The sequence below is a fragment of the Mesorhizobium sp. ISC11 genome, from assembly GCF_037162595.1.
In the GTDB taxonomy this organism is placed as follows: Bacteria; Pseudomonadota; Alphaproteobacteria; order Rhizobiales; family Rhizobiaceae; genus Mesorhizobium; species Mesorhizobium ciceri.
The window spans coordinates 239,097-260,216 of sequence record NZ_JAVSPW010000002.1 but is presented as its reverse complement, the minus strand read 5'-3'; the positions used below and the strand labels follow the sequence as shown (position 1 = coordinate 260,216).

At 61.6% G+C, this 21,120-nt stretch carries 19 protein-coding genes; 13 read left to right on the top strand and 6 right to left on the bottom strand.

Annotated features, from left to right (window positions below):
- Positions 1-485: 485 nt before the first annotated feature.
- The 4 genes from RPF88_RS32360 to RPF88_RS32345 all read right to left on the bottom strand — a co-directional run bounded on the left by RPF88_RS32360 (position 486) and on the right by RPF88_RS32345 (position 4,180).
- Positions 486-1,673: a cation:proton antiporter gene (locus RPF88_RS32360; RefSeq protein WP_013525270.1), complete on the bottom strand. Its 1,188-nt coding sequence runs from the start codon at positions 1,671-1,673 to the stop codon at positions 486-488.
- A gap of 630 nt (positions 1,674-2,303) precedes the next feature.
- Complete coding sequence (locus RPF88_RS32355) at positions 2,304-2,492, bottom strand: DUF768 domain-containing protein (RefSeq protein ID WP_337123932.1); 189 nt, start codon at positions 2,490-2,492, stop codon at positions 2,304-2,306.
- 826 nt (positions 2,493-3,318) lie between these two features.
- On the bottom strand, positions 3,319-3,621 hold the full coding sequence (locus tag RPF88_RS32350; protein WP_013525269.1) for a hypothetical protein: 303 nt from the start codon (positions 3,619-3,621) through the stop codon (positions 3,319-3,321).
- 58 nt (positions 3,622-3,679) lie between these two features.
- Positions 3,680-4,180: a periplasmic protein tonb gene (locus RPF88_RS32345; RefSeq protein ID WP_013525268.1), complete on the bottom strand. Its 501-nt coding sequence runs from the start codon at positions 4,178-4,180 to the stop codon at positions 3,680-3,682.
- Between the two features lie 752 nt (positions 4,181-4,932).
- On the opposite strand from RPF88_RS32345, the gene RPF88_RS32340 reads away from it, so the two are divergent.
- On the top strand, positions 4,933-5,142 hold the full coding sequence (locus tag RPF88_RS32340) for a hypothetical protein (protein ID WP_245265408.1): 210 nt from the start codon (positions 4,933-4,935) through the stop codon (positions 5,140-5,142).
- 241 nt (positions 5,143-5,383) lie between these two features.
- On the opposite strand, the gene RPF88_RS32335 is transcribed toward RPF88_RS32340, so the two are convergent.
- Complete coding sequence (locus RPF88_RS32335; protein ID WP_155924996.1) at positions 5,384-5,896, bottom strand: hypothetical protein; 513 nt, start codon at positions 5,894-5,896, stop codon at positions 5,384-5,386.
- A gap of 678 nt (positions 5,897-6,574) precedes the next feature.
- Here RPF88_RS32335 and RPF88_RS32330 point away from each other — a divergent pair.
- The 4 genes from RPF88_RS32330 (at position 6,575) to RPF88_RS32315 (ending at position 9,560) form a co-directional block, all read left to right on the top strand.
- Complete coding sequence (locus RPF88_RS32330; protein WP_024505434.1) at positions 6,575-6,880, top strand: hypothetical protein; 306 nt, start codon at positions 6,575-6,577, stop codon at positions 6,878-6,880.
- Positions 6,881-7,334: 454 nt separating this feature from the next.
- The gene (locus tag RPF88_RS32325; protein ID WP_013525040.1) at positions 7,335-7,505 is read left to right on the top strand and encodes a hypothetical protein; all 171 of its coding nucleotides are present in this window, start codon (positions 7,335-7,337) and stop codon (positions 7,503-7,505) included.
- A gap of 1 nt (position 7,506) precedes the next feature.
- The gene (locus RPF88_RS32320; RefSeq protein WP_024505435.1) at positions 7,507-8,160 is read left to right on the top strand and encodes a DUF2243 domain-containing protein; all 654 of its coding nucleotides are present in this window, start codon (positions 7,507-7,509) and stop codon (positions 8,158-8,160) included.
- 5 nt (positions 8,161-8,165) lie between these two features.
- Positions 8,166-9,560 carry an NAD(P)/FAD-dependent oxidoreductase gene (locus tag RPF88_RS32315; RefSeq protein ID WP_013525265.1) on the top strand — a complete coding sequence of 465 codons (1,395 nt, stop codon included), beginning with the start codon at positions 8,166-8,168 and terminating at the stop codon, positions 9,558-9,560.
- Positions 9,561-9,743: 183 nt separating this feature from the next.
- Here the strand turns inward: RPF88_RS32315 and RPF88_RS32310 are convergent, their stop codons facing one another.
- Complete coding sequence (locus tag RPF88_RS32310; RefSeq protein WP_013525264.1) at positions 9,744-10,847, bottom strand: mandelate racemase/muconate lactonizing enzyme family protein; 1,104 nt, start codon at positions 10,845-10,847, stop codon at positions 9,744-9,746.
- Between RPF88_RS32310 and RPF88_RS32305 the strand changes: the two genes are divergently transcribed.
- The 8 genes from RPF88_RS32305 (at position 10,846) to cyoA (ending at position 21,119) form a co-directional block, all read left to right on the top strand.
- Positions 10,846-11,802 (top strand): FCD domain-containing protein, encoded by a 957-nt coding sequence (locus tag RPF88_RS32305; protein WP_245265409.1) that lies wholly within the window; start codon positions 10,846-10,848, stop codon positions 11,800-11,802. The two genes, RPF88_RS32310 and RPF88_RS32305, sit on opposite strands and share 2 nt — an antisense overlap.
- A complete protein-coding gene (locus RPF88_RS32300; protein WP_013525262.1) occupies positions 11,799-13,418 on the top strand; it encodes a GMC family oxidoreductase in 1,620 nt (539 codons plus the stop codon). The genes RPF88_RS32305 and RPF88_RS32300 overlap by 4 nt, the downstream gene beginning before the upstream one ends.
- 100 nt (positions 13,419-13,518) lie before the next feature.
- Positions 13,519-14,499: an ABC transporter substrate-binding protein gene (locus RPF88_RS32295; RefSeq protein WP_013525261.1), complete on the top strand. Its 981-nt coding sequence runs from the start codon at positions 13,519-13,521 to the stop codon at positions 14,497-14,499.
- Between the two features lie 59 nt (positions 14,500-14,558).
- A complete protein-coding gene (locus RPF88_RS32290; protein ID WP_024505436.1) occupies positions 14,559-16,106 on the top strand; it encodes a sugar ABC transporter ATP-binding protein in 1,548 nt (515 codons plus the stop codon).
- Between the two features lie 5 nt (positions 16,107-16,111).
- Positions 16,112-17,107: an ABC transporter permease gene (locus RPF88_RS32285; RefSeq protein ID WP_442921317.1), complete on the top strand. Its 996-nt coding sequence runs from the start codon at positions 16,112-16,114 to the stop codon at positions 17,105-17,107.
- A 2-nt stretch (positions 17,108-17,109) separates the two neighbouring features.
- Positions 17,110-18,096: an ABC transporter permease gene (locus tag RPF88_RS32280; RefSeq protein ID WP_013525258.1), complete on the top strand. Its 987-nt coding sequence runs from the start codon at positions 17,110-17,112 to the stop codon at positions 18,094-18,096.
- A 609-nt stretch (positions 18,097-18,705) separates the two neighbouring features.
- Positions 18,706-19,575, top strand: a complete 870-nt coding sequence (locus RPF88_RS32275) for an MBL fold metallo-hydrolase (protein ID WP_013525257.1) — start codon at positions 18,706-18,708, stop codon at positions 19,573-19,575.
- 521 nt (positions 19,576-20,096) lie between these two features.
- Complete coding sequence (gene cyoA, locus RPF88_RS32270) at positions 20,097-21,119, top strand: ubiquinol oxidase subunit II (protein WP_024505437.1); 1,023 nt, start codon at positions 20,097-20,099, stop codon at positions 21,117-21,119.
- The last annotated feature ends 1 nt before the right edge of the window (position 21,120 follow it).

Below are 21,120 nucleotides of genomic sequence, written 5' to 3'. Positions count from 1 at the left end.
TCGTTGGTCGCCACACTTACCGGAAAGCAGAATCCAGACCCCAAGTTGGTCAACTGGGTCGCTCGGAAATGAACGCGCCGAGCCCTTAGCATCCAGACGCCTCGCTGATCAAATTCGCGCGGGAATTTCAGCGACGGGCAGATGCACAGTTGGATGACCTCCACTTGACCATCGAAGCGACGCTTCGAACAACGAAAGATCCCGCAAGGTTTTAGATCGTCTTGCCATGACGACCAATGCCATCCCGAACGAACGCTCTGAGCGCCTGTAAGCGGGATGTTTACTAGCTCTTGCTTGACGCGGACCCACCCGCTCCAGACTCTTGGAGATGGGTGGGGGTTTCAAGGTGGCGATGAAGGCGCGCTGTCACGGCGGTGGTGCGTGGCCGTGCGACGCCGGATCGCATCAGCATGACGATCCCCTCTTCTGCTTAGCCGGTGACTGGTCGGGCGTCTAGGTCGGCGGCGGAGCGGGGCGACCAAGTCTCAGTCTCTAATCGTCAGCCCCATCCTTCGGATAAGCCAAGGCATAGTGAGGCCCTGGACGAAAATTGAAAACGCCACGACAGCAAACGCCGTGACGATGATTTCCCCCCTTTCGGGTATCCCTTGCGGCAGTGCAAGGGCCAACGCCAGTGCAAGCGATCCTCGCAGTCCTCCCCAGACCAGAATGTGCTGGTACTTGACGTTGACCTGGAGTGAGGTCCCCCTCAGCAGGGCACAGAGTGGATAGATGGCCAGCACGCGGCCGAGGAGCACGAGCACGACAGCAATAAAGGAGCTTGCGGAAAAGATCCCCAACGGCTGGTGGGCTTCATGTCCACCAATCAGAATGAACACAATGGAGTTGGCCAGGAACGCCGAATAGGTCCAAAAGGCGAGCACGTGGCTTCGTGCATTGGCCGAGATAGCACCCTTCCAGCCGACATTTCCGACCAGCAGGCCGGCAGTCAGCGTCGCCAGCACACCCGACATGCCGAACTTTTCAGCGGCAAGAAAAGAGCCGTAGGCGGCAATCGTTGTCAATGTGATCTCAACCAGGTAATCTTCAGTCCGCCCCGCGATAAGAAGAATTAACGCTGCCACAGCCGCGCCTGCGGCCACCCCACCCGTCACTGTCCAGCCAAATGACGACGCTATAGCTAACGGCGTTGCGCTGGCGCCAGCAGCCACAGAGATGAGAATTGCAAAACCCACCGCGGCTGCACCGTCGTTGAGTAGGCTTTCGGATTCGACAAGGAGACGGAGGCGAGCTTGCACTTTCATTTCCTTGAAGGCCGCCAGCACTGATACCGGGTCCGTGGCGGCGATCAGCACACCGAACAGGCTCGCTCCAATCCAGCTCCACCCAAGCAGCAGATGCATGCCGACCGCCACTGCCGCAGCTGCGATCGCGACCCCTGGAAAGGCAAGCAGCGCTGTCACCGGCAGATCTACTCTGAAGTGACGCCACTCGATCTCCAGGGCAGCCTGGAAGATCAGCGGCGGCAGGAACACGGTGAAAATCAGATCACGGCTGAGAGGCAGCTCGGCAACGCCCGGGAGGAAGCTCAGTGCAATGCCGGCGACAACCAAGCCGACACTGTAAGGCAGCCGCAGACGCCTCGAAATCATGGCCACCAGCGAGGCCGTGAGCAGGATCATTCCTAGGGTGGGGATAGACAACGCTTCCACAGTTCCTCCTAGTCAAGCGAAGTTACGAAAGGGTGAGCTTCCTGAGGTCTGTTCACACTCCCGCCAATGTAATGTACGACGCCACCGAAACCACGTGCGAGACGATGGTGCTAATCCTGCTGGTGACAATTGCTGCGGCGGTGAGCTCACAGGCCTGGAGCTATACTGCGACCGCGATTTGGTACTTAATGGCACCCGACTGGCAATCATTGGATGCTGCTCGAGCTTGATATCGCTGGCTGCTGAGATGTGCCGCAGGTCTTTCTTGAGTGCAAGGCTCCGCCTCCCTTCCGCGTTCCTCGCACCCACCCTTGCCCGGTCGGTCTGTCTGGGCGCGCTTTCCGTGAGCACACATGAACATATGCGCCGACGACGCTCGACACGTGCTGCAAAGAGCGCGGTGTACCTCTTGGTTGCAGGACGCAGAGCGCTTTCGCTCTCCGACCCTACGTGTACCCTTGCAAAGACCGAGACATGAGCGGGAACAAACCTCACATCTGGGATGTCAGTAGAGCCGTTTGAGGAAGCGACTAACAACAATGCTTCTTGCCGTGGTGCCCAGCAATCACCCCATGGTGGCGCCAACTGCGATCTGCGCTTGCGAAGGCGTCCGGCCTAGGTCGGACATGATCAGTTTGCCAAGTGACCGTTACGGCGGAACACCGCGTTTAGGATCGCTTCGTAGGCGCTGCCCACGTCTTCCTCGATCTCAGTGGTTTTGATGCCGAGCGCTTTAGCATCGGCGAAGAGCTCTTGGGTCAGCTCGGCAACAGAGGTTGTATCAGTCCCGACCGTGTTAGGGACATGTTCGAAATCCACTTGTGCAGAAAGTCTGCGCCGCGCGTGCTCATGAGCAGATAAGGCGCCCGCGCATATTAGGTTCCGCTCATTTTGACCCCATCGCCGGCTGCTCCTGTCTCTTGGACATGGCTCGAGGTAATTTCAAAGTTGGCGACGAGGTCGCCGTCACGGCGACTGTGCGCGGCCGGGTGACGCCCGATCCCATCAAGCGTGACGATCCCCTCTTACGACTACTTCCCGCATTCGGTTGTGTCGATTCGGCTTCGAAGGCTGGATTGGCAGCATATGGAATTGATCGGCCCGATCACGCGCATCGACGGCGACAAGGTGACCGTCAGCCACAAGGCGACCACCAGTCTCCGGCCATGGTGACCGTCGACGCCGAGCACGTGCGCCTGGTCGAAAGGCATATGACGGCGCTGCGGCGAAAAATTGCCTTGTTGACAAAGCCTACGGCTGCCGACCCAACGCAAAAGCCACTGTAACTTTGAAGAGCGAGGTGGGCCCGCACCACTGGCGGAGCGATGCGCGCCCGGCCGAGGGTTACGGCCCTCGACCAGAAGCGAAGGGGGCTCGACGTCGATTGAGAACCAGCCGCCAAGTTTTCAGGTTCCGCTAATGTACAAAAAACCGGCCGGGCTGGGCCGGCGCTAAAGGTGGTGGGCGATCAAGCCGTCAAGCTGATGCTAAACTGCCCGCCACCTTTCGGCAGCGGGCCAGTTCCAAAGGGGAACGTTGAACTGATGTGACAGTGCGAAGTGTTTCCAGGCGACAATGTTCCCCGAGAGGCAGCGTCGCCAGCGCGCGTTTCACTGAAAGTCTTTTTCCATCCACGGATTGGTGTTTATCCGAGGTGTGGTTTTTCCGGCGTTGCACCGGCCGGCAATTTGGCCGTTCCAGTCGAACTGCAGTCCAGCTCTGGCACCGGCTTCTTGGCGGAGTGCTTGGTAGAGCACAGGTCCGCAGCGTCACTCACCACCACCTTCTTCTCCTTGGCAAAAGCGATACCATTCCCAGCGATCACGATCGCGGGCGTCTTGCCCTTGCCTGCGGTTCGCTGGTGGTTGAAGCGCCCCGGCATCGCATTTGAGACCCAGGACTGGTGCACAAGGATCATGACATTGAATTCCGCTCTATACAGGAACAAGTGCCTTTCCTCTGGATTAGGGGGCGACGCCACAAGGGCGCCGCCCACTAATGGAGACTCACATGAAACGTAAGATTTTGACAGCAACAGCAATCTCTCTCTGTCTCGCCACCGCAGCCTTCGCACAGTCGTCGGGAACATCCAGCGGCACAAACGGAACGTCCGGCTCATCGGCCGGTTCGGGTATGAGTTCTACGTCCGGCTCCGGCCAAAGCGGTATCCCGAGCGGTTGGGACAGCAAGCTCTCCGGCTCATTCTTCAGAGACGCCAATTCGGGAAGACTTCTGTCGCAGGATGAGATCCGCCGGAACTGGTCTTCGCTGAGCTCTGAACAGCAGGCACAGGTTCGCTCCGACTGCTCGAGAATGACGGCCAGTAACGGCACTGGCTCTGGCACAACGACCGGCACATCAGGCAGCTCGGGTTCGACCGGCAGTAACAGCACGGCTAGCAACAGCACTGGTTCGGGTACAACCACCGGCACGTCGGGATCCTCGGGTTCGACCGGCAGCAACACCACGGCTAGCAACAGTATCGGCTCGGGTACGACCACCGGCACGTCGGGATCCTCGGACACAGCTGGTGATAAGACTGCCAGCACCAACACGGGTTCGGGCGCAAACTCGGCTGCTCAAATGGCCTCGATGCAGCAACTCTGCACCCAAGTCCAAGGGATGTGACTGAATGCGGGCTCCGGGCCGGCTTGGCCGGAATAGAAGAGGCCTTGAAGGCCCGGACATCGCTCGTTTGGCAGCCGTTTCGCGCTACAGTCGGCCGGTGGCGGGCTCAGGATTTCAGCCGCAGCAGTTCCAAACGATCGAGAGCATGGCGTCGCGGTCGCAACGTCCCTCGCCCTGCTCCAGTCGGATCAGCATGCGCGTCCGGGTTAATGTCGTCGAGTTGAGGTGCGCGACCCTCGCAGACGCGCCGAGCACCGCCGTTGGTGGCCCTCGCGAGAAGGCAATGACGAGGCTCGTTGACCTTGGCCCACCTAAGCTGCGCCATAGCCGTTTTCACGCCTGCCCGACCTGCGCCCAACAGACCGACAAGAGCGACTTCCCCAGGTGATGTGGCATGAACAGCCGGATGACGAGCCTGGTTCAGCATCGCGCTGGGTGTCGTCGATCTGGTCGGCGCCGAGCGGATTGCCGGTGCCTCGGCATGAGCGGCAAGGAAGATCTGCTCCGTGCTTTTGGGGCGCGGGAAATAAGCAGCGGCATACTCTCACTTTCAGTGGACAAGCAGGCCGGGCTGTGGAGCCGGGTCGCTGGCGAGGGCTGGACATCGCGACATTGTTGACAGCCTATCGGCATGACAGTCCCAAGCGACAATGTGGGCCTCGCGCGTGCCATGGTCGCCGGCATCACATTGCTCGGCATCATCGGTGCGAAGGGCGTGTCCGCGCGCCACGCTCGCAGCGGGAACAGGCCGCGCGACTATGGCGATCGCAGCGGCTTTCCCAGAGGCACTTCCGCAGCCCGCGACTTCGCCCGCTCGCAGCTAGGGGCCGGCGCAGCCTGACAGAGTTGCCGAGATCGCTGGCGAGGTGTGATCGGCGATAGGCCGCGTCGCCAGGCGACCACGCCATGGGTGGTTGGTCTCGACAATCAAGCTTTGGCATCGAAGATAGCCTGGCCGTCTTGGGATCACCGCCGCGCACCGCGCACGGGTTTGTGTGGTGCGTTGAAGGCAGCACGAAAAAGCAGCGATACGGCCTCGGATGGAACCTTCCATGTCTCTGCCTGGCACGTGCCGGCAATCCTTATGCCGAGCCGCGTTCCGGCAGCTCGGTCTCTTCCGCCACCTTTTTTTGCACGTCTCGGCGCGAGCGTTCCGCCTCGTCGGAACTATATTCGTCATCTGTCCGCTCGAGTTCGCGATCGATTGTCTCGCGAGATCCCTCCACCGGATCCTGTTGCGGAGATGTTTTCGGGCCGGTTTCGATCTTGCCTTCGCCGGGTACGGTGCGGTCGGAAGACTTCGACATCTTCGGTTTCCCTTCGTCTGTTGTCCTGCCTTCACATTTGGAATGATTTCGGTTTCCTGCCCCAACAGGATCGTCGATGATCTGTTCCGAGGCAGGTATCCGCCGGATTCCTTTGCTGCCACGCTCCGGTTGCGACGCCCTCCCGAGTCCGGGGGTGAGGTTGGGGACAAAAGGGCAGACCTGGATACGTGTCTTCGCAAGCTGTAGAAAATCTCTGAGCTCCGGGAGACCGATCTGGCGGTCCTGAAAGGCATCCCGATCCAGGAGAAGGAATTCCAGGCCAATCATGACCTTGTCCGTGAGGCGACCGGCCCTCGCATTCGTTTGTCCTTATCGACGGCCTGGTCGGCTCCACCAAGCACACCGGCGAGGGTAAGCGGCAGATCACATCATTCTTCGTGACCGGCGACATTCCGAATCTGCACGGACTACATCTTCGGTGATGGACTGCACCTTCTCGACCCTGTTCATCGAGGTCAGGAATGCGGCTAAAAACTGCTAAGGCTCTGCATACGACTGCAGGTGGAAACGATGCGATAGCATCAGATCACCCGCTCGCGTTCGCCATTCACTCACGCGTGACCACCTACTTACAGTGAACGTTCACTCACATTTGCAGAGACAGATCCAAGGTCTGGACGGGGTCCGAAGCGAAATGCCAAGCGCATCCCCTGCATAAACCCGCGACGCCGACGCGGAGCAATGCACCTGGAACAAATTCCCGCAAGCACAGTTCGGGGCGTGCAGCGGTCGACCCGCGCTGCAAGATCGGTCACCCGATCGCCCGCGCCGGCCCCTCCCACGGCGCGGGCTCTTTTACTGTCAAACCATTGAAGTCACGACATTCGCGCGTTGCGGATATCGTTTGTCGAGCACATCAGGCAACCGCGCCTCGGCAGGTCAGCAGAACCGATGTCATGGGAACAACACAGCACTGTGACGGTTCGGTGGCATGCAAGGTAGAGAATGATGGGCAAAAAACCCAAACAGCACACAGAATCCACGGCGGATCGTGAAAAGGCGATTGAAGCGACCTACTTTGCGCACAACTGCGGCCTCAGCAAGGACGAGGCAGTCAAAATGCTAAGGGAAGACCCAATCAGGATCGATGATGAATCCCAAGAGAGCTCCGGCCGCCGAACTGAAGCGATCCTCGATTGCTCGTCGCAGCCGGCCGCGGCCCATGATCTTCTTCACCTCCGATTGCATTTCAACGACACGCGCATTCTGCGTCTTGAAGCGGCACCCCTTTTCTTCGTTGGCCGAGCATGATCGAGCGCTGGTGCCCGTTGGGACGAGGCTGTTTGCCCACGCGACGAGTCTGTCACCTCGACGACTTCGCGAGGGGGGCGGCGGAGGCCGTGTCTTCCTTGCTGTCGTCGCGCCACCGCATCAGCTTTGACGCGGCGAGGCTCCCGGACCCCCTGCCGGACGTCGCATCGCAAGATCGAAGGCATCGCCGGAGCTCAGCACGTGAACCCTCAGATCATGTTGTCGAAAACAGCCAGCGGGTGATGCCCCGCGCTTGTGGTCGTCGCGGCTGCTCGGAGCCGCCGCCGAATATTCACTCATGAATGTTCTCCGCTTCAGCCATCCCCCAACAGGGCATCCGAACCATGATGTAAGTTGATTGTTCCTCCCCAGAACGCCCGACGCGAGGGAACATACGGCAGAAGCCAAGGTTCGGGTCGGGCGCGGCGTGCCCGCGGTTGAAGGGTCGACATCCATGCTGGCAATCATTGCTGGGACTTTGGTTCTGACGACAGTGGTCGGCGGGCTGATTACCGCCTTCTGGATCGAGGCCCGTCATGATCTCCACGACCCGACGCCGGACAGGGCGATGCACCTGGAGCTGCTAACCAGACTTGGCTCTCCGGTTTCGGCGGAGTCGTCCTGATATGGACACCATCACCGCGAAACTCGATCCGAGAACGAGAGTCGGCTGGCTTCTGCTCGGCTTCGCGCTGGGCGGTTTCTTCGACGGCATCGTCCTGCACCAGATTCTGCAATGGCATCATCTTCTCTCGGGCCTCGCCGACCCGGCGGGTTCCGACCTGCGCTTCCAGATCATGGCCGACGGCCTCTTCCACTTGTTCATGTACGTGTTCGCCGTTGCCGGCACGGTGCTGCTGGTGGCGGCGAGGGCAGCAGGCAGGCGGGCCGTAACGACGACCGAGATCCTTCGGCTGGCCTTCATCGGGTTCGGCGTCTGGCATCTGGTGGACGCCATTGTGTTCCATTGGCTGCTCGGCCTGCATCGGATCAAGATGAACAGCGACATGCCGCTCGCCTGGGATATTTGGTGGCTGGTCATCTTCGGAATCGTGCCGCTGCTGTTGGTGCTGGTGCTGCCCAACCGCGGTGGACCGGCAGGTGCCTCGGCGGCTCTGACCAGCATCGTCCTGCTTGCAGGACTGGCTGCGGGTGCTGGCCCGCTCTTCAACGGTGCCGCCACTTCCGTCATCGTCTTTCGAGCTGGGATGTCAGTCGTCCCATCCAGCAACGAGGCATTCCTTCAAGCTTATGACCTGCGGAACCGGACTGGGGAGTAGCAATCATGCAACGCGCCATCCAACGGAACATCGAGGGTAGCCACAGCAGAAGTATGATACCCCGCATCGTGGTGGTCGGCGGAGGGTTTGCCGGTCTGGAGGTAGCCAAGGCGCTCGGCGGGGCGGAGATCGGGGTCACGATCATCGACCGCCACAATCACCACCTGTTCCAGCCCCTGCTATATCAGGTTGCAACAGCCGCCTTGTCGGCGCCTGACATCGCCGAGCCAATCCGCAAGATACTGGGCCGCTATCCCTCTGTTCAGGTCCTCTTCGGCAATGTCGCCAAGATCGACACCGAGGCCAGGATACTGGTTCTGGCCGATGGGACCACGGTTCCCTATGACCTGCTGGTCTTGGCAACGGGCTCGCAGCCATTCTACTTCAGCCAGGAGAGCTGGGCTCGGGTTTGTCCGGGCTTGAAGAGCATCGAGGACGCCCGCACGATACGGTCACGGCTGCTGCTGTCGTTTGAGCATGCGGAACGGACAACCGATCCAGTCGAGCAATCACGGCTGATGACGATCGCCATCATCGGCGGCGGCCCGACCGGCGTGGAACTGGCGGGCTCCATCGCAGAACTCAGCCGGCACACGCTGGCACGCGACTTCCGCAACATCCGGCCAGAGAAGACAAAGATCATACTTGTCGAAGCCGGCAACCGTCTGCTCGCCGGCTTCGCTCCGGAGCTTTCCGAATATGCACGTCTGCGCCTCGAAAGCCTGGGCGTCGACGTCGCGCTCGACAGTCGCGTCGAGGCCATCGAAGCACAGAAGATCACCGTCGGCGGCAAGGTCATCCCGGTAGCCTTGACGCTCTGGGCCGCCGGAGTGGCGGCTTCGCCGCTGGCGGCCCAGCTTGGTGTCGGGCTAGACCGCGGCGGCCGGGTGAAGGTCGGATCCGACCTGCAGGTAATGGGCCGTTCCGACATCTTCGCGCTTGGCGATGTCGCGCTGTTCCTCGACGAGAACGGCCAGCCACTGCCGGGTCTTGCCCAGGTGGCCAAGCAGCAGGGCGAGCACCTCGGCAAGGCCCTGGCACGCCGGACAGATACTGGCGAGGATCTCCCGGCTTTTGTCTTCAGAAATCGAGGCAACACGGCGATCGTCGGCCGCCATGCTGCCGTGTTCGAGTCCGGCAGGCTGAAATTGAAAGGCTGGTTCGCCTGGTCCGCTTGGGCGATCATCCATGTTTACCTGCTCGTCGGTTTTCAACACCGAGTCCAGGTCTCGATCCAATGGCTGTGGCGCTATCTCACCTATGAACGCGGCGCCCGGCTGATCGCCGAGGAACGGGCCGAACCGGGTCCACCACCGTCGCCTGCAGCAGAACAGCCAGCCCCGAGAGAGGCCTTGCCACCGGACGCAGACGCCCTCCCCGGCATTGCCCGGGCGCGCTGAGATTGAGCGAGTCCATTCAGGGCTCACCAGACTGCGCTCAGGGGCTGGAAATCAGCCATCAGCGACGCCGGTGTAACAGGTCGGTGATTACCGCCTGGAGACCCAGCACTGCTCCGTTCGCAATTCCGATTCCACTCCCGCAGGACCATCATCTCGTTCATCAAGTTCAGAACTGGCGCTCATTCAGGGGGCGCTAGTCGTGAACGCCGCCAGTTTCTGCCAATCGAAGACAACGCCCACGCCAGGTCCGTCGGGTGCAAGCGCCAAACCATTCTGAAGTCTAAGCGGCTCAGCGGTGTATTGGTCAATATCGAAACTATGCGCCTCTACCCAGCCGGCATTTGTCTGGCCTGCAACGAGGCTGACATGAAGTTCCTGCATTCCGTGACTGCAGACCGGAATGCCAGCCCTGCGTGAGAGCGCTGCCACGCGCAGCCAGCCTGTGACACCGCCGCAGTTGGAGGCGTCAGGTTGGATGTAGCCGAGCTTCGACCATGCAAAGGCATGCTCGAACTCCTCGATGACATGCAGGTTTTCTCCCATGGCCAGGGGCATCCCAGTTGCCTTGGCAATGCTGGCGTAACCTTCATAATCGTCGGGTATGATGGGCTCCTCGAACCACAGCAGATCGTAGGGCGCGAATGCTCTCGCTGCCTCGATCGCTCGCGGGACGGTCAGCGCATAGTTGGCGTCAACCATAAAGATGGTATCGGGCCCAATGCGCTCGCGGACTGCCTTCACCCGGGCCACATCCTCCGCAAGGTCGTCCTTGCCGACTTTGATCTTCACCGCCGTGAAGCCGGCCTTTATATAAGAATCGATGCTGGCCAGGAGCTGATCGAGGGTTAAGTTTAGGTCGATGCCGCCCCGATAGGCCTTGGCGGTCTTCCCTGCCGCACCAGCCATCTGCCACAGCGGCAGGCCACTGCGCCGACCCTTGATATCCCACAACGCAATGTCGACCGCCGATATCGCGAAGGATGCGACGCCACCTCGTCCGACATAGTGGATGTGCCAGAGCATGCCGTCATAGAGCGTCTCGATCCCGGTCGCGTCGCGTCCCCGCAGGAAGGGCGCCAGGTCGTGCTCGATCATTGCCTTGATAGCATAGCCGCCCTTGCCGCCGGTGTAGGTGTATCCGGTGCCCTCGCTGCCATCGGCAAGCCTCAACGTGACGGTCACCAGCTCGAAATGTGTGTGCGCGCCGTGCTTGGCATCGGTCATCACCTCACGCAGCGGGACCCGGAATAGCCGGGTCTCGACCTCCTTGATCTCGGTGCCGTTCATGCTGCTTCCATCGAGCTTTTCGTCGGACCATAATTGCACCAAGCTTGCCAACTGGCAACCACTCTGCTCATTTCATCCACATAAGCTGCGGCTTTCCAGAGAACTGGTGGACCATGGCCTCCGATTTGGTCCGACAAAACAGTCAACGCGCTTGTGCTTTGGTCCGATTTACTTTTTAATGGGTCACCGCTGGGAGGATGAAAGCTTGCTGGAATTGGGAGACCGTCCTGAGATGCCCGCGGCAATTCTCGCCGCCCGGGCGGCCGACGCGATGGTGGCTGGAATCGAGGCCGACATCACGTCCGGACGGATTGGCGACGGCAGCTACCTGCCGGCCGAGCGCGAACTTATGATCGCGTATGGCGTGGGCCGGGGCGTTGTGCGTGAGGCGATTGCGCGCCTGGCCAGCCGCGGCTTGGTGGAAGCCCGTCCACGCTTCAGGCCAGTTGCGCGCAGGCCGGGCCTGGATGCCGCGCTCGGCGCGCTTGAGGGCATTGTCGGCCATCTGCTGAGCGACCAGGCAGGCGTGAAGAACCTCTATGACGTGCGCGTCTTCCTCGAGGCGTCCCTGGCACGCAACGCGGCCATCCATGCCCGCAAGGAAGACATCGCAGCACTCGGGGCCGCCCTGGCCATGAACGAGGCGGCTATTCCGGACTCGCAGAATTTCTACGCAACCGACGTGGCTTTTCATGCCGCGCTTTACGATATCGCCCGAAACCCGGTGCTGCCTGTGGTGCACAAGGCATTCACCGCGTGGCTTTCGCCGCAGTGGATGCGCATGCCCCGATCGCCCGAACGGAACCGCGTGAATTTCCTCAGCCACCGGGAAATCTGCATGGCCATCATCGAGCGCGATCCCGATGGCGCCGAGCGGGCGCTGCTCAACCACCTTTCGGCGGCCTGGGAGTATGTGCGCGGTACATTCGAAAGCCGTGAGGCGCCTGAGGCATGACGCAGTCCTTTGACCATATCGTGGTGGGCGGCGGGGCAGCCGGATGCGTCGCGGCGGCAAGGCTGGTCAAAGCAGGGAGGCGAACCCTGTTGCTGGAGGCCGGCCATTCCCACCATCACCCCCTGCTCGACATGCCTCCCGGCATCTTCAAGATGATCAACGGCTCGAAATTCATGCGCTATCACCGCACAGAGCCGCAAGCCCACCTAGACGGCCGCGTCCATGAAATCTCGCAAGGCAACGTGCTGGGTGGCGGCACCTCGGTCAACGCCCAGGTCTATATGAGAGGCCGCTCGGCTGATTACGACGAGTGGGACGAGATGCTGCGCGGCAACAATGCCGGCGTACGCTGGAACTGGCAGGCGGTGCTGCCGCACTTCACCGGGATGGAGGGAAACAATCGGCTCGGCGGCGAACTGCATGGCAGCGAAGGTCCGCTGCTGGTCTCGGATCCCGGCCACATCGATGATGTTTCGCGATGGTTCGTCCAGGCGGTCCAAGGACTGGGACTCCCGTACAACCATGATTTCAACGGCCCGTCGCAGCGCGGCGTCGGCTTCTACCAGTTCATGAACCGGCGCGGAAAGCGAAGCAGCGCCGCCTACGCTTTCATCGAGCCTCTGACGAATGATCCTAAGCTGACGCTGAAACTCAATTGCACTGTCAGTCGGCTGCTGATCGAAAACGGGCGGGTCACGGGCGTCGTTTACTCCGACGCATCGGGCGCCGAGCGTACCAGTTATGCGGATGCCGACGTGATTGTCTCGTCCGGCGCCCTCATCTCGCCGAAACTGCTCATGCTGTCGGGCATCGGCCCTGCCGACGCGCTTGCCAGGTATGGCATTGCTTGCGCCGCCGACCTGCCAGGGGTCGGCGAAAATCTGGTCGACCATCCGGAGGTCCCGATCATCGCCACGGCAAACGGCCCTTACGGTTATTTCAGGCAAGGCCAAGGCTGGCGGATGATCAGGAATGGCCTCCATTTCAAGCTCTTCGGCACCGGCACGATCCTCTCGGCCGGAGTCGAGGCCGGCGCCTTCGTCAACCCGGCCGATCCGCACGGTGAACCAACGATCCAGGCCTTCTGCGTTCCGCACGTCTATCTGGATCGCGATATCCTCACCCTCGTCGAGAACACCTATGGGCTTACCGTCACGACGGTTGTGGTGAAGCCTAAGTCGCGTGGTTTTGTGAGGCTGCGGTCGGCGGACCCGAAGGACATGCCGGTCGTTTCGCCCAATCTGCTCAAGCATCCAGACGACATGCGGGAGATGATCTCGGGTCAGCGTTATTTCCTGCAGGCGTTCCAGACCAAGCCGCTCGGCGATCGGGTCAAGGCCATTGCCGTGCCAAGTCAGGATGATCTCAGCGATGAGGCGCTGGCAAAACATTGCAAACGCTTCGTCAAGACCAACTACCATCCGGCCGGCACGTGCCGAATGGGCTCGGACAGCGACCGGATGGCGGTGCTGGACGCGGCGATGCGCGTGCGCGGGGTGGACAATCTGCGGGTTGCCGACATGTCGGCCTGTCCGAACATCAATGCCGGCAACACGGCCGCGCCGGCGATGATGCTGGGCGATCGATGCGCCGATTTCATCCTGGAGGCGGCATAGCGCCCCATCCAATTGCAAACAGCGGCGTCGCCGCAGCCTTCAGGGCCGAATGATGAGGAAGTCCATGGTCGCAGAAAGCGACAATCAAGGAGGAAAGAGCATGATCATTACCCGTCGAAAACTACTGGTAGGCTCCGCCGCCGGCGCGGTCGCGCTGATGCTCGGCTCACGCGCCTTTGCGGCGCTGCCGCCACTCGCCAAGAAGGACAAGTACAAGGTCGGTTTCGCCCAGACGGAAAGCAACAATCCGTGGCGCCTTGCCGAGACCAAGAGCATGCGGGACGAAGCCGCCAAGCTCGGCCATCAACTGGTTTACACGGATGCCGCCGGATCGTCGGCCAAGCAGGCTTCCGATGTGAACTCGATGATCGCGCAGGGCGTCGACGCCATCTTCCTGCCGCCGCGCGAGGACAAGCCCCTGGTGCCGGTTATCCTGGCGGCGCGCGATGCCGGCATACCGGTGTTCCTGGTTGACCGCGACGTTGACCACACGATGGCCAAACCGGGCGAGGATTACGTCTGCTTCATCGGGTCGGATTTCATCGAGGAGGCGACCCGTATCGGCGAATGGCTGGTCAAGAACGCCAATGGCAAGTCGAAGATCATCGAACTGGAAGGCACGACCGGCGCCTCGGCGGCCACCGATCGCAAGAAGGGCTTCGACGATTTCATCGCCAAGCATTCGGAGTTCACTATCCTGGCGTCTCAGTCCGGCGACTTCGCCCGCGACAAGGGCCGGCAGGTTGCCGAGACGCTGCTTCAGGCGCACCCCGATGCGGATATCATCTACGCGCACAATGACGAGATGGCGCTGGGTGCAATCGCCGCTTTGGAAGCCGCCGGCAAGACCCCAGGCAAGGATGTGCTGATCTTGTCGATCGACGGCGAGAAGGAAGGCGTACAGGCGATCATCGACGGCAAGATCGGCGCCATCTGCGCCTGCAGCCCGCTGTTCGGGCCGAAGGCCTTCGCCACGATGGCCGATTATGCCGCCGGCAAAAAGATCCCGCCCTTTATTAAGAACGAGGATGCCTTCTTCGACCCGACGAATGCGAAGAAGGACTTCGATATTGCATTCTGATATCCACCCTGTTTCCAGCTGCCCTACCCGCTCCGGCGGGTAGGGTTTGGAGTTTGCCGATGATCACTCAGCCGGATCAAGCAGCGCTGCTCCTGGACATGCGTGACATCCAGAAGCGTTTTGCCGGTATCCCTGCCTTGGCCGGTGCCTCACTCCAGGTCCTTCCGGGCGAGGTCCACGCACTCATCGGCCAGAATGGTGCGGGCAAGTCGACCCTTATCAAGGTGCTCACCGGTTACCACCGTCGGGATGGGGGTCAGGTGCTGTTCGAGCAGAGGCCGTTCGAGGTCGGGTCTCCGCATGAGGCGCAGGTCAGCGGCATCAGTACCATCTACCAGGAAATCAATCTCGTCCCGCTCCGCTCTGTAACCGAGAACATCTGCCTCGGACGCGAGAAACGCCGTCGGGGACTGCTCGACTGGAGCGCGATGCATGCTGAAGCCGAGCGCCTGCTCAGCCGGTTCTCGATCCGCATTGATGTGCGCCGCCCGCTCGGCGACTTCAATACCGCCACGCAGCAGATGGTGGCGATTGCCCGCGCCATCGGCTTTTCCGCCCGCCTCGTGATCATGGATGAGCCGACCTCCTCGCTGGACGAGCGTGAAGTCTCAGTTTTGTTCAGCGTCGTCCGGCAGCTCAAGGCCGAAGGCGTCTCGGTTCTATTCGTCAGCCACAAGCTCGACGAGCTCTACGAGGTATGCGACCGGGTCACGATCATGCGCGATGGCCACACGGTGCGCAGCGCTGCGATGAGCGACATCGGCAAACTGGAACTGGTCGCGGCCATGCTTGGCCGCGATGTCGCGGTGGTCGACGGCCACGCGACTGCGTTCGGCGCGCGCGATCGTTCGAGGATAGGCGATGTGCTGTTTACCGCGCAAGGGCTGTCGGCCGGCCAGTCGGTTCGCAATGTGACCTTCGATGTGCGCCGCGGGGAGATTGCCAGCTTTGCCGGCTTGCTCGGCGCCGGCCGCACCGAAACAGCTCGCCTTGTATTCGGCGCCGACCGCCTGAAGGCCGGCGAGATGACGATGGAAAGGGCATCCTACCATCCTGAGCGAGCCGCCGACGCAATCGCCGCCGGAATGGGGTTCTGCACAGAAGACCGCAAAGCCGAAGGCATCGTGCCGGAGATGACGGTGGCGGAAAACATAACGCTGGCACTGCTGCCGAAGATCAGTCGCAACGGCATCCTGAACGAAGACCGGCAGCGCGAGATCGTCGCGCGCTTCATTCGCGACCTCGGCATCAAATGCTCCGGTCCCAACCAGAAGGTCCGCGAACTCTCAGGCGGCAACCAGCAAAAGGTGCTGCTGGCCCGGTGGCTGGCGATGAACCCGAAGCTGCTCATCCTCGACGAGCCGACACGCGGCATCGATGTCGGGGCTAAAGGCGAGATCCAGCGCCTCATTCTGAAGCTTGCCGACGATGGGCTCGGCGTCCTGATGATCTCCTCGGAAATCGAGGAGGTAATGGAAGGGGCGGATCGCATATTCGTGCTGCGCGAAGGGGTGAGCGTGGCCGAACTGGAAGGCCAGGCGGCCAACGTGGAGGACGTACTCGCGGCGATGGCGCATGGCGGTTCGCCGGTGGAGGCGGCAGCTTGAGCGATCTGGCCACACCATCCCCTGCCAACGACGCCGGCGCCCTCGGTTTCAATCTGTTCGGCTTTCTGGCGCGCTACGGAACGGTGATCGCGCTGATGCTGCTGATCGCCTTCAATCTCGGCTATACTCGCAATTTTGCGACGCTGCAGACGCTCAACGTCAATCTGACCCAGGTCTGCACCATTGTGATCGTCGCGGTGGGAATGACGCTGGTGATCGCCACCGGCGGCATCGACCTGTCGGTTGGTTCGCTGATGGCTATCTCCGGCGCACTGGCGCCAATGATCTTCATGGGCAAGATCTTCCCGGTCGGGAACACCTACCTGGCGGTCGTCGTGGCGATGGTCGTCTCGATCTTCGTTGCCGGCCTGTTGGGACTGTTCAACGGGTGGCTCGTCTCCCGCTTCCGCATCCAGCCGATCGTCGCAACGCTTGTGCTGTTCATCGCGGGGCGCGGGATCGCGCAGGTCATGACCAACGGCAATCTGCAGACCTTCCGCGTGCCGCAATTCCAATGGATCGGCCTGGCCCGCCCACTCGGCATTCCGGCACAGGTCATCATCATGGCCGTGCTGGTTGCAGCGGCGGCGTGGGCTCTTCACCGCACGGTATTCGGGCGAAGCATCCTGGCCGTCGGGGGCAACGAAAAGGCCTCGGAACTCGCTGGCATCGCCGTAGCGAGGATCAAGCTCGCGGTCTATGCGATCAGCGGCCTTTGCGCGGGGCTGGCCGGTCTCGTCGTCATCGCGATCAACTCCTCCAGTGACGCAAATCTTGTCGGGCTGGGCATGGAACTGGACGCCATCGCGGCTGTCGCAGTGGGCGGTACGCTGCTCAGCGGCGGCAAGGCGACGATTATCGGCACCCTGCTCGGCGCGCTGACCATTCAGTTGGTCCGTTACACGCTGCTCGCCAATGGTGTGCCCGATGCCGCTGCGCTCGTGGTCAAGGCCGCTATCATCGCATTCGCCGTCTGGCTGCAGCAGCAACACAGAGTGTAGTTATGAACAGCGCCCGACTGATTGGCATAGTCGGCACCTACGGTGTCGTTGTCGCGCTTGCAGCCTTGGTGCTGTTCGGATTCTTGCGCTACGAACGTTTCCTGGGCTTCTTCAATGTGATGAGCGTTCTGCGCTACAACTCGATGTTCGCGCTCGTCGCGCTCGGCATGTGCTTCGTGATCATGACCGGGGGCATCGACCTGTCGGTCGGCTCCGTCGCCGCCTTGGGCAGCGTCGCTTCCGCGCTGGCGAGCCCCCACGGCATAGCAGCTGGTGTTGCAGCTGGCGTGGGCGCCGGCTTGGCAGCCGGGCTGATCAACGCGCTCTTGGTTACGCGCGCAAACCTGATGCCATTCATCGCCACGCTTGCCACCATGCTGGCCGCAAGCGGCTCGGCGTTGCTTCTGGCTGGCAACCAGTCCGTTTCGGTGTCCTATGATTCAGGTTTCACCGCCATCGGCCAAGGAAACTTCTGGATCTTCCCGATCCCGGCGGTCATCGCCCTGGTTGCGTATGTGGTCGGATCGGTCGTCCTGAATTACACCAGCACGGGACGGACGGTGCTGGCCATCGGGGGCGGCGAAGATGCATCGCGGCTGATGGGGCTGCGCACGGACCGCATCAAATTTCTCGTCTATGTCGCAAGCGGTTGCCTGGCCGGGCTCGCGGGCGTCGTTCTCGCTTCGCAGTTCGGCGCAGGCCAGCCAATCGAGGGCGTCGGCTGGGAGTTGTCTGCCATCGCTGCCGTGGTCGTGGGCGGGACGCTGCTTACCGGCGGCTCGGGCTCAGTCATGACCACGCTGGCCGGTGTGCTCCTGCTCGGCATCCTTTTCAACATCCTGAACTTTGAAAACGGGTTGGGTTGGATCTCCCTCTCGGCCTACTGGCAGTCCGTCATCCGGGGGCTCTTCCTGCTGGTCGTGGTGCTGCTCCAGGCGCGGCTGACCGGACGGCGCGGAAGCTGGCCCGCGACGACAAGTGGCCCATGAGCGCCGCTAAAGTGCAACGCTAATTGCCGTCGTTGCATCTGTCCGTTTGCCGAAGAAACCTCGCGGATAATCCCCAAAATGCAAGTCCCAGAGGCATGGTGAGGAGCCCACATGCGAGGGTCCGAAAATGCGCATTTATAGCCATTGCAGTCCGCGATACGCGCCACCCACTTAGCAGCCTTGTGCCTTCAGGGACCGGACCATGCGAACAACTCACTCAAAACCTGCCATTGAAAAGCTGACGAAGCGCGAAGCTTCCGGACCGAAGCATCTGTTGCTGGTCCTTGCGTCCCACTTCGCTCATTGGAAGCCGTTTTTGGACAGTCGGCTTCGAACTCGGCCGCCTTGTTCGGACCCGAAACCGTGTTGGCGAAATACCGCATCCGATCGGGCGCGCCCGATCTTCGTTGCTCAGTCCAGCGCCCTTGCGTGAGCGGCTTCTGTCAAACCGATTGGCCGAGCCTTTGTTCCGGTGGTGGACTGTCTGCGATCCGGGTGGCGAACGAGGATCAAGGAAGGAACAAGGGGGCCGTGCCCAAGTTCGGGGCGATGTTCCACCGCCGCCGATGAACTCGAGCGGCTGCGCAGCAACAACCGAGGCACGGGATCATGACCGTTCAGATTCGACTTTCCGAGATCGACCACGCCAGGCGCGAAGATCATGGCGACGGTGCCTGGAGCATCGCACCGGACCTGGGTTATTTGCGGCTGGCAATCGTCAATGTCGTGTTCTTCGGCGCACCGCGCAGCGGAGATCGGAACTGGGTGCTAATAGATACGGGGTTGCCGACGTCGAGAAGCAGTATTCTTGCGGTCGCGGAAAAGCGGTTTGGCACCAACGCACGGCCTGCCGCGGTTATCCTGACACACGGCCATTTTGACCATGTGGGAACGGTTCTGGACCTCGCGAATAGGTGGGAGGTGCCCGTCTTCGCGCATCGACTCGAGTGGCCCTATTTGGACGGAACTGAATCTTATCCGCCACCGGATCCCTGGGTCGGGGGCGGACTGATGGCGCTGCTTTCGCCGCTCTTTCCGCGCGGGCCGATCGATCTTGGCAACCGATTGGAACTCTTGCCCGCCGACGGATCGGTCCCCGGAATGCCCGGATGGCAATGGCTGCACACACCCGGGCACGCCCCTGGTCACATTTCGCTCTGGCGCGAGGAAGACCGCTCGCTGATCGTAGGGGACGCTTTCATCACCACCGGTCAGGAGTCCGTCTATGAGGTCGCCGTCCAGGATCTCGAGATGCACGGTCCGCCGCGCTACTTCACGCCGGACTGGGATGCGGCGGAAAGATCTGTGAAGCGTCTGGCTGCCCTGAACCCTCAGATGGTCATCACTGGACACGGTGCGGCTGCCGCTGGAGTGGGCATGCGTAAAGCTCTTGACAGTCTGGCTGAGCGCTTCACGGTGTTCGCCGTCCCGCCGAAATCAAAATTCGTACGCGAGCCAGCGACGGCTGCAAATAGCTGAGGTAACCGAGCCGCCGTCGTTGTGAATATGGTCACGTTGGACAACTCCATCTCTCGAGCAGGTAGAGTTCCCCCCCTCGGGTCGCGCCCATGTCGCCCAAACACTGACAAGCGGAACAATCCCGGGAGGCGCCAGTTAGGCGTCGCACGCTTGGGCGACTTGCGGCCAGCCCCGAAAAAATCCCGCGTCAGGAGCAGACGTCAGATGGAAAACGAGCACCCCGAAGGACGTGTCCTCTCCGCCGGCGCGGCGATCGGCAAGAAGTTCGGGCCCCCACCGGTCGTCACGAGCCATGACTGGCGTCGATTCGCTCATGGGCCAAAACCGTGGAGCGGTCCCGGCTCCACCAGCTTGATGGGGTGATCGACTTAGCTGTGCTCCATCGCCGTGCCGCCGAATTGGAGTTTGTGCACGAGCCAGCGAGGAGGAACAAACCTGGGAAGCGCCAGTTAGGTCCTTCGTCCGGCGGAGGGCGGCACCCCGGCCACGCGCCTTGAAGTTGGTTCAGAGGAAGGCTTCAGATGAGAAGTGCCAAGAGCGCGTGCCCCAAGAACGCGTCCTCTCCAGGATTGGTGGCCGAGCAAGTGTTGTTGCGATCCAGCTCCAAGCCGGGGCGGCGACTGCTCTGGATCCCGGCAATCGCATTCTTGCCCGGTTGCGCGGGGGGTGTGCTCGACCCGCAAGGACCCATTGGCTCGGGCAACCGCACGATCCTCTTGAACTCACTGGCGGTGATGCTGGTGATCGTTGTTCCGACGCTTGTTGCGCTCTTGGCCTTCGCATGGAAATTCCGCGCCTCGAACAGCGACGCGCGCTATGACCCGGAGTTCACCTATTCGGGGCGCATCGAGTTGATCGTCTGGTCGATCCCCACGCTCACCATCCTTTTCCTGGGCGGGCTGATCTATTACGGATCGCACCAGCTCGATCCGCGCAAACCGATCCCTTCCGCGCAGCCGCCGCTCGACATCCAGGTGGTGGCGCTCGACTGGAAATGGCTGTTCCTCTATCCCGAGCAGGGCGTGGGCGCTGTCAATCAATTGGTTATCCCCGCCGGCGTTCCAGTTCATTTCAAGCTGACCTCGGCCAGCGTGATGAACACGTTCTTCGTGCCCCAGCTTGGCAGCATGGTCTACGTCATGAACGGCATGCAGACCGAGTTGCATCTGCAGGCCGACCGCGAGGGCAGCTTTTTCGGCCAGTCGGCGCACTTCAGCGGCGACGGCTTCTCGGACATGAACTTCAGCGTGAGCGCGGTTTCAGCCGATGCCTTCACCCGCTGGACGTCGTCGCTGCGTGGCGGCGGCGGCGTGCTCAACGCGAATGCCTACCGCGAGCTCGCCCGGCAAAGCACCAACGTGCCGCCGTCCACGTTCGGTCATGTTCAGCCCGGGCTGTTCGATGCCGTCGCTCAGCAGATATTGCCCCCGGGTCCGGGGCCGGCCGAAAGTGCCGCCGGCGGCGAGCCACAGGTGAGCCCAAAGGCATTGCCCGCGGCGGCGCCGCCGACGGGGCATCATCCACAGGCAGAAGGGGCGGAATGAC

Bases quoted from the DNA above. Each gene is read 5' to 3' on its own strand.
- cyoA (WP_024505437.1), top strand. From the start codon at position 20,097: ATGAGAAGTGCCAAGAGCGCGTGCCCCAAGAACGCGTCCTCTCCAGGA.
- RPF88_RS32295 (WP_013525261.1), top strand. From the start codon at position 13,519: ATGATCATTACCCGTCGAAAACTACTGGTAGGCTCCGCCGCCGGCGCG.
- RPF88_RS32315 (WP_013525265.1), top strand. From the start codon at position 8,166: ATGCAACGCGCCATCCAACGGAACATCGAGGGTAGCCACAGCAGAAGT.
- RPF88_RS32280 (WP_013525258.1), top strand. From the start codon at position 17,110: ATGAACAGCGCCCGACTGATTGGCATAGTCGGCACCTACGGTGTCGTT.
- RPF88_RS32305 (WP_245265409.1), top strand. From the start codon at position 10,846: ATGCTGCTTCCATCGAGCTTTTCGTCGGACCATAATTGCACCAAGCTT.
- RPF88_RS32340 (WP_245265408.1), top strand. From the start codon at position 4,933: ATGACAGTCCCAAGCGACAATGTGGGCCTCGCGCGTGCCATGGTCGCC.
- RPF88_RS32320 (WP_024505435.1), top strand. From the start codon at position 7,507: ATGGACACCATCACCGCGAAACTCGATCCGAGAACGAGAGTCGGCTGG.
- RPF88_RS32325 (WP_013525040.1), top strand. From the start codon at position 7,335: ATGCTGGCAATCATTGCTGGGACTTTGGTTCTGACGACAGTGGTCGGC.
- RPF88_RS32275 (WP_013525257.1), top strand. From the start codon at position 18,706: ATGACCGTTCAGATTCGACTTTCCGAGATCGACCACGCCAGGCGCGAA.
- RPF88_RS32310 (WP_013525264.1), bottom strand. From the start codon at position 10,847: ATGAACGGCACCGAGATCAAGGAGGTCGAGACCCGGCTATTCCGGGTC.
- RPF88_RS32300 (WP_013525262.1), top strand. From the start codon at position 11,799: ATGACGCAGTCCTTTGACCATATCGTGGTGGGCGGCGGGGCAGCCGGA.
- RPF88_RS32290 (WP_024505436.1), top strand. From the start codon at position 14,559: ATGATCACTCAGCCGGATCAAGCAGCGCTGCTCCTGGACATGCGTGAC.
- RPF88_RS32330 (WP_024505434.1), top strand. From the start codon at position 6,575: ATGATGGGCAAAAAACCCAAACAGCACACAGAATCCACGGCGGATCGT.
- RPF88_RS32335 (WP_155924996.1), bottom strand. From the start codon at position 5,896: ATGATTGGCCTGGAATTCCTTCTCCTGGATCGGGATGCCTTTCAGGAC.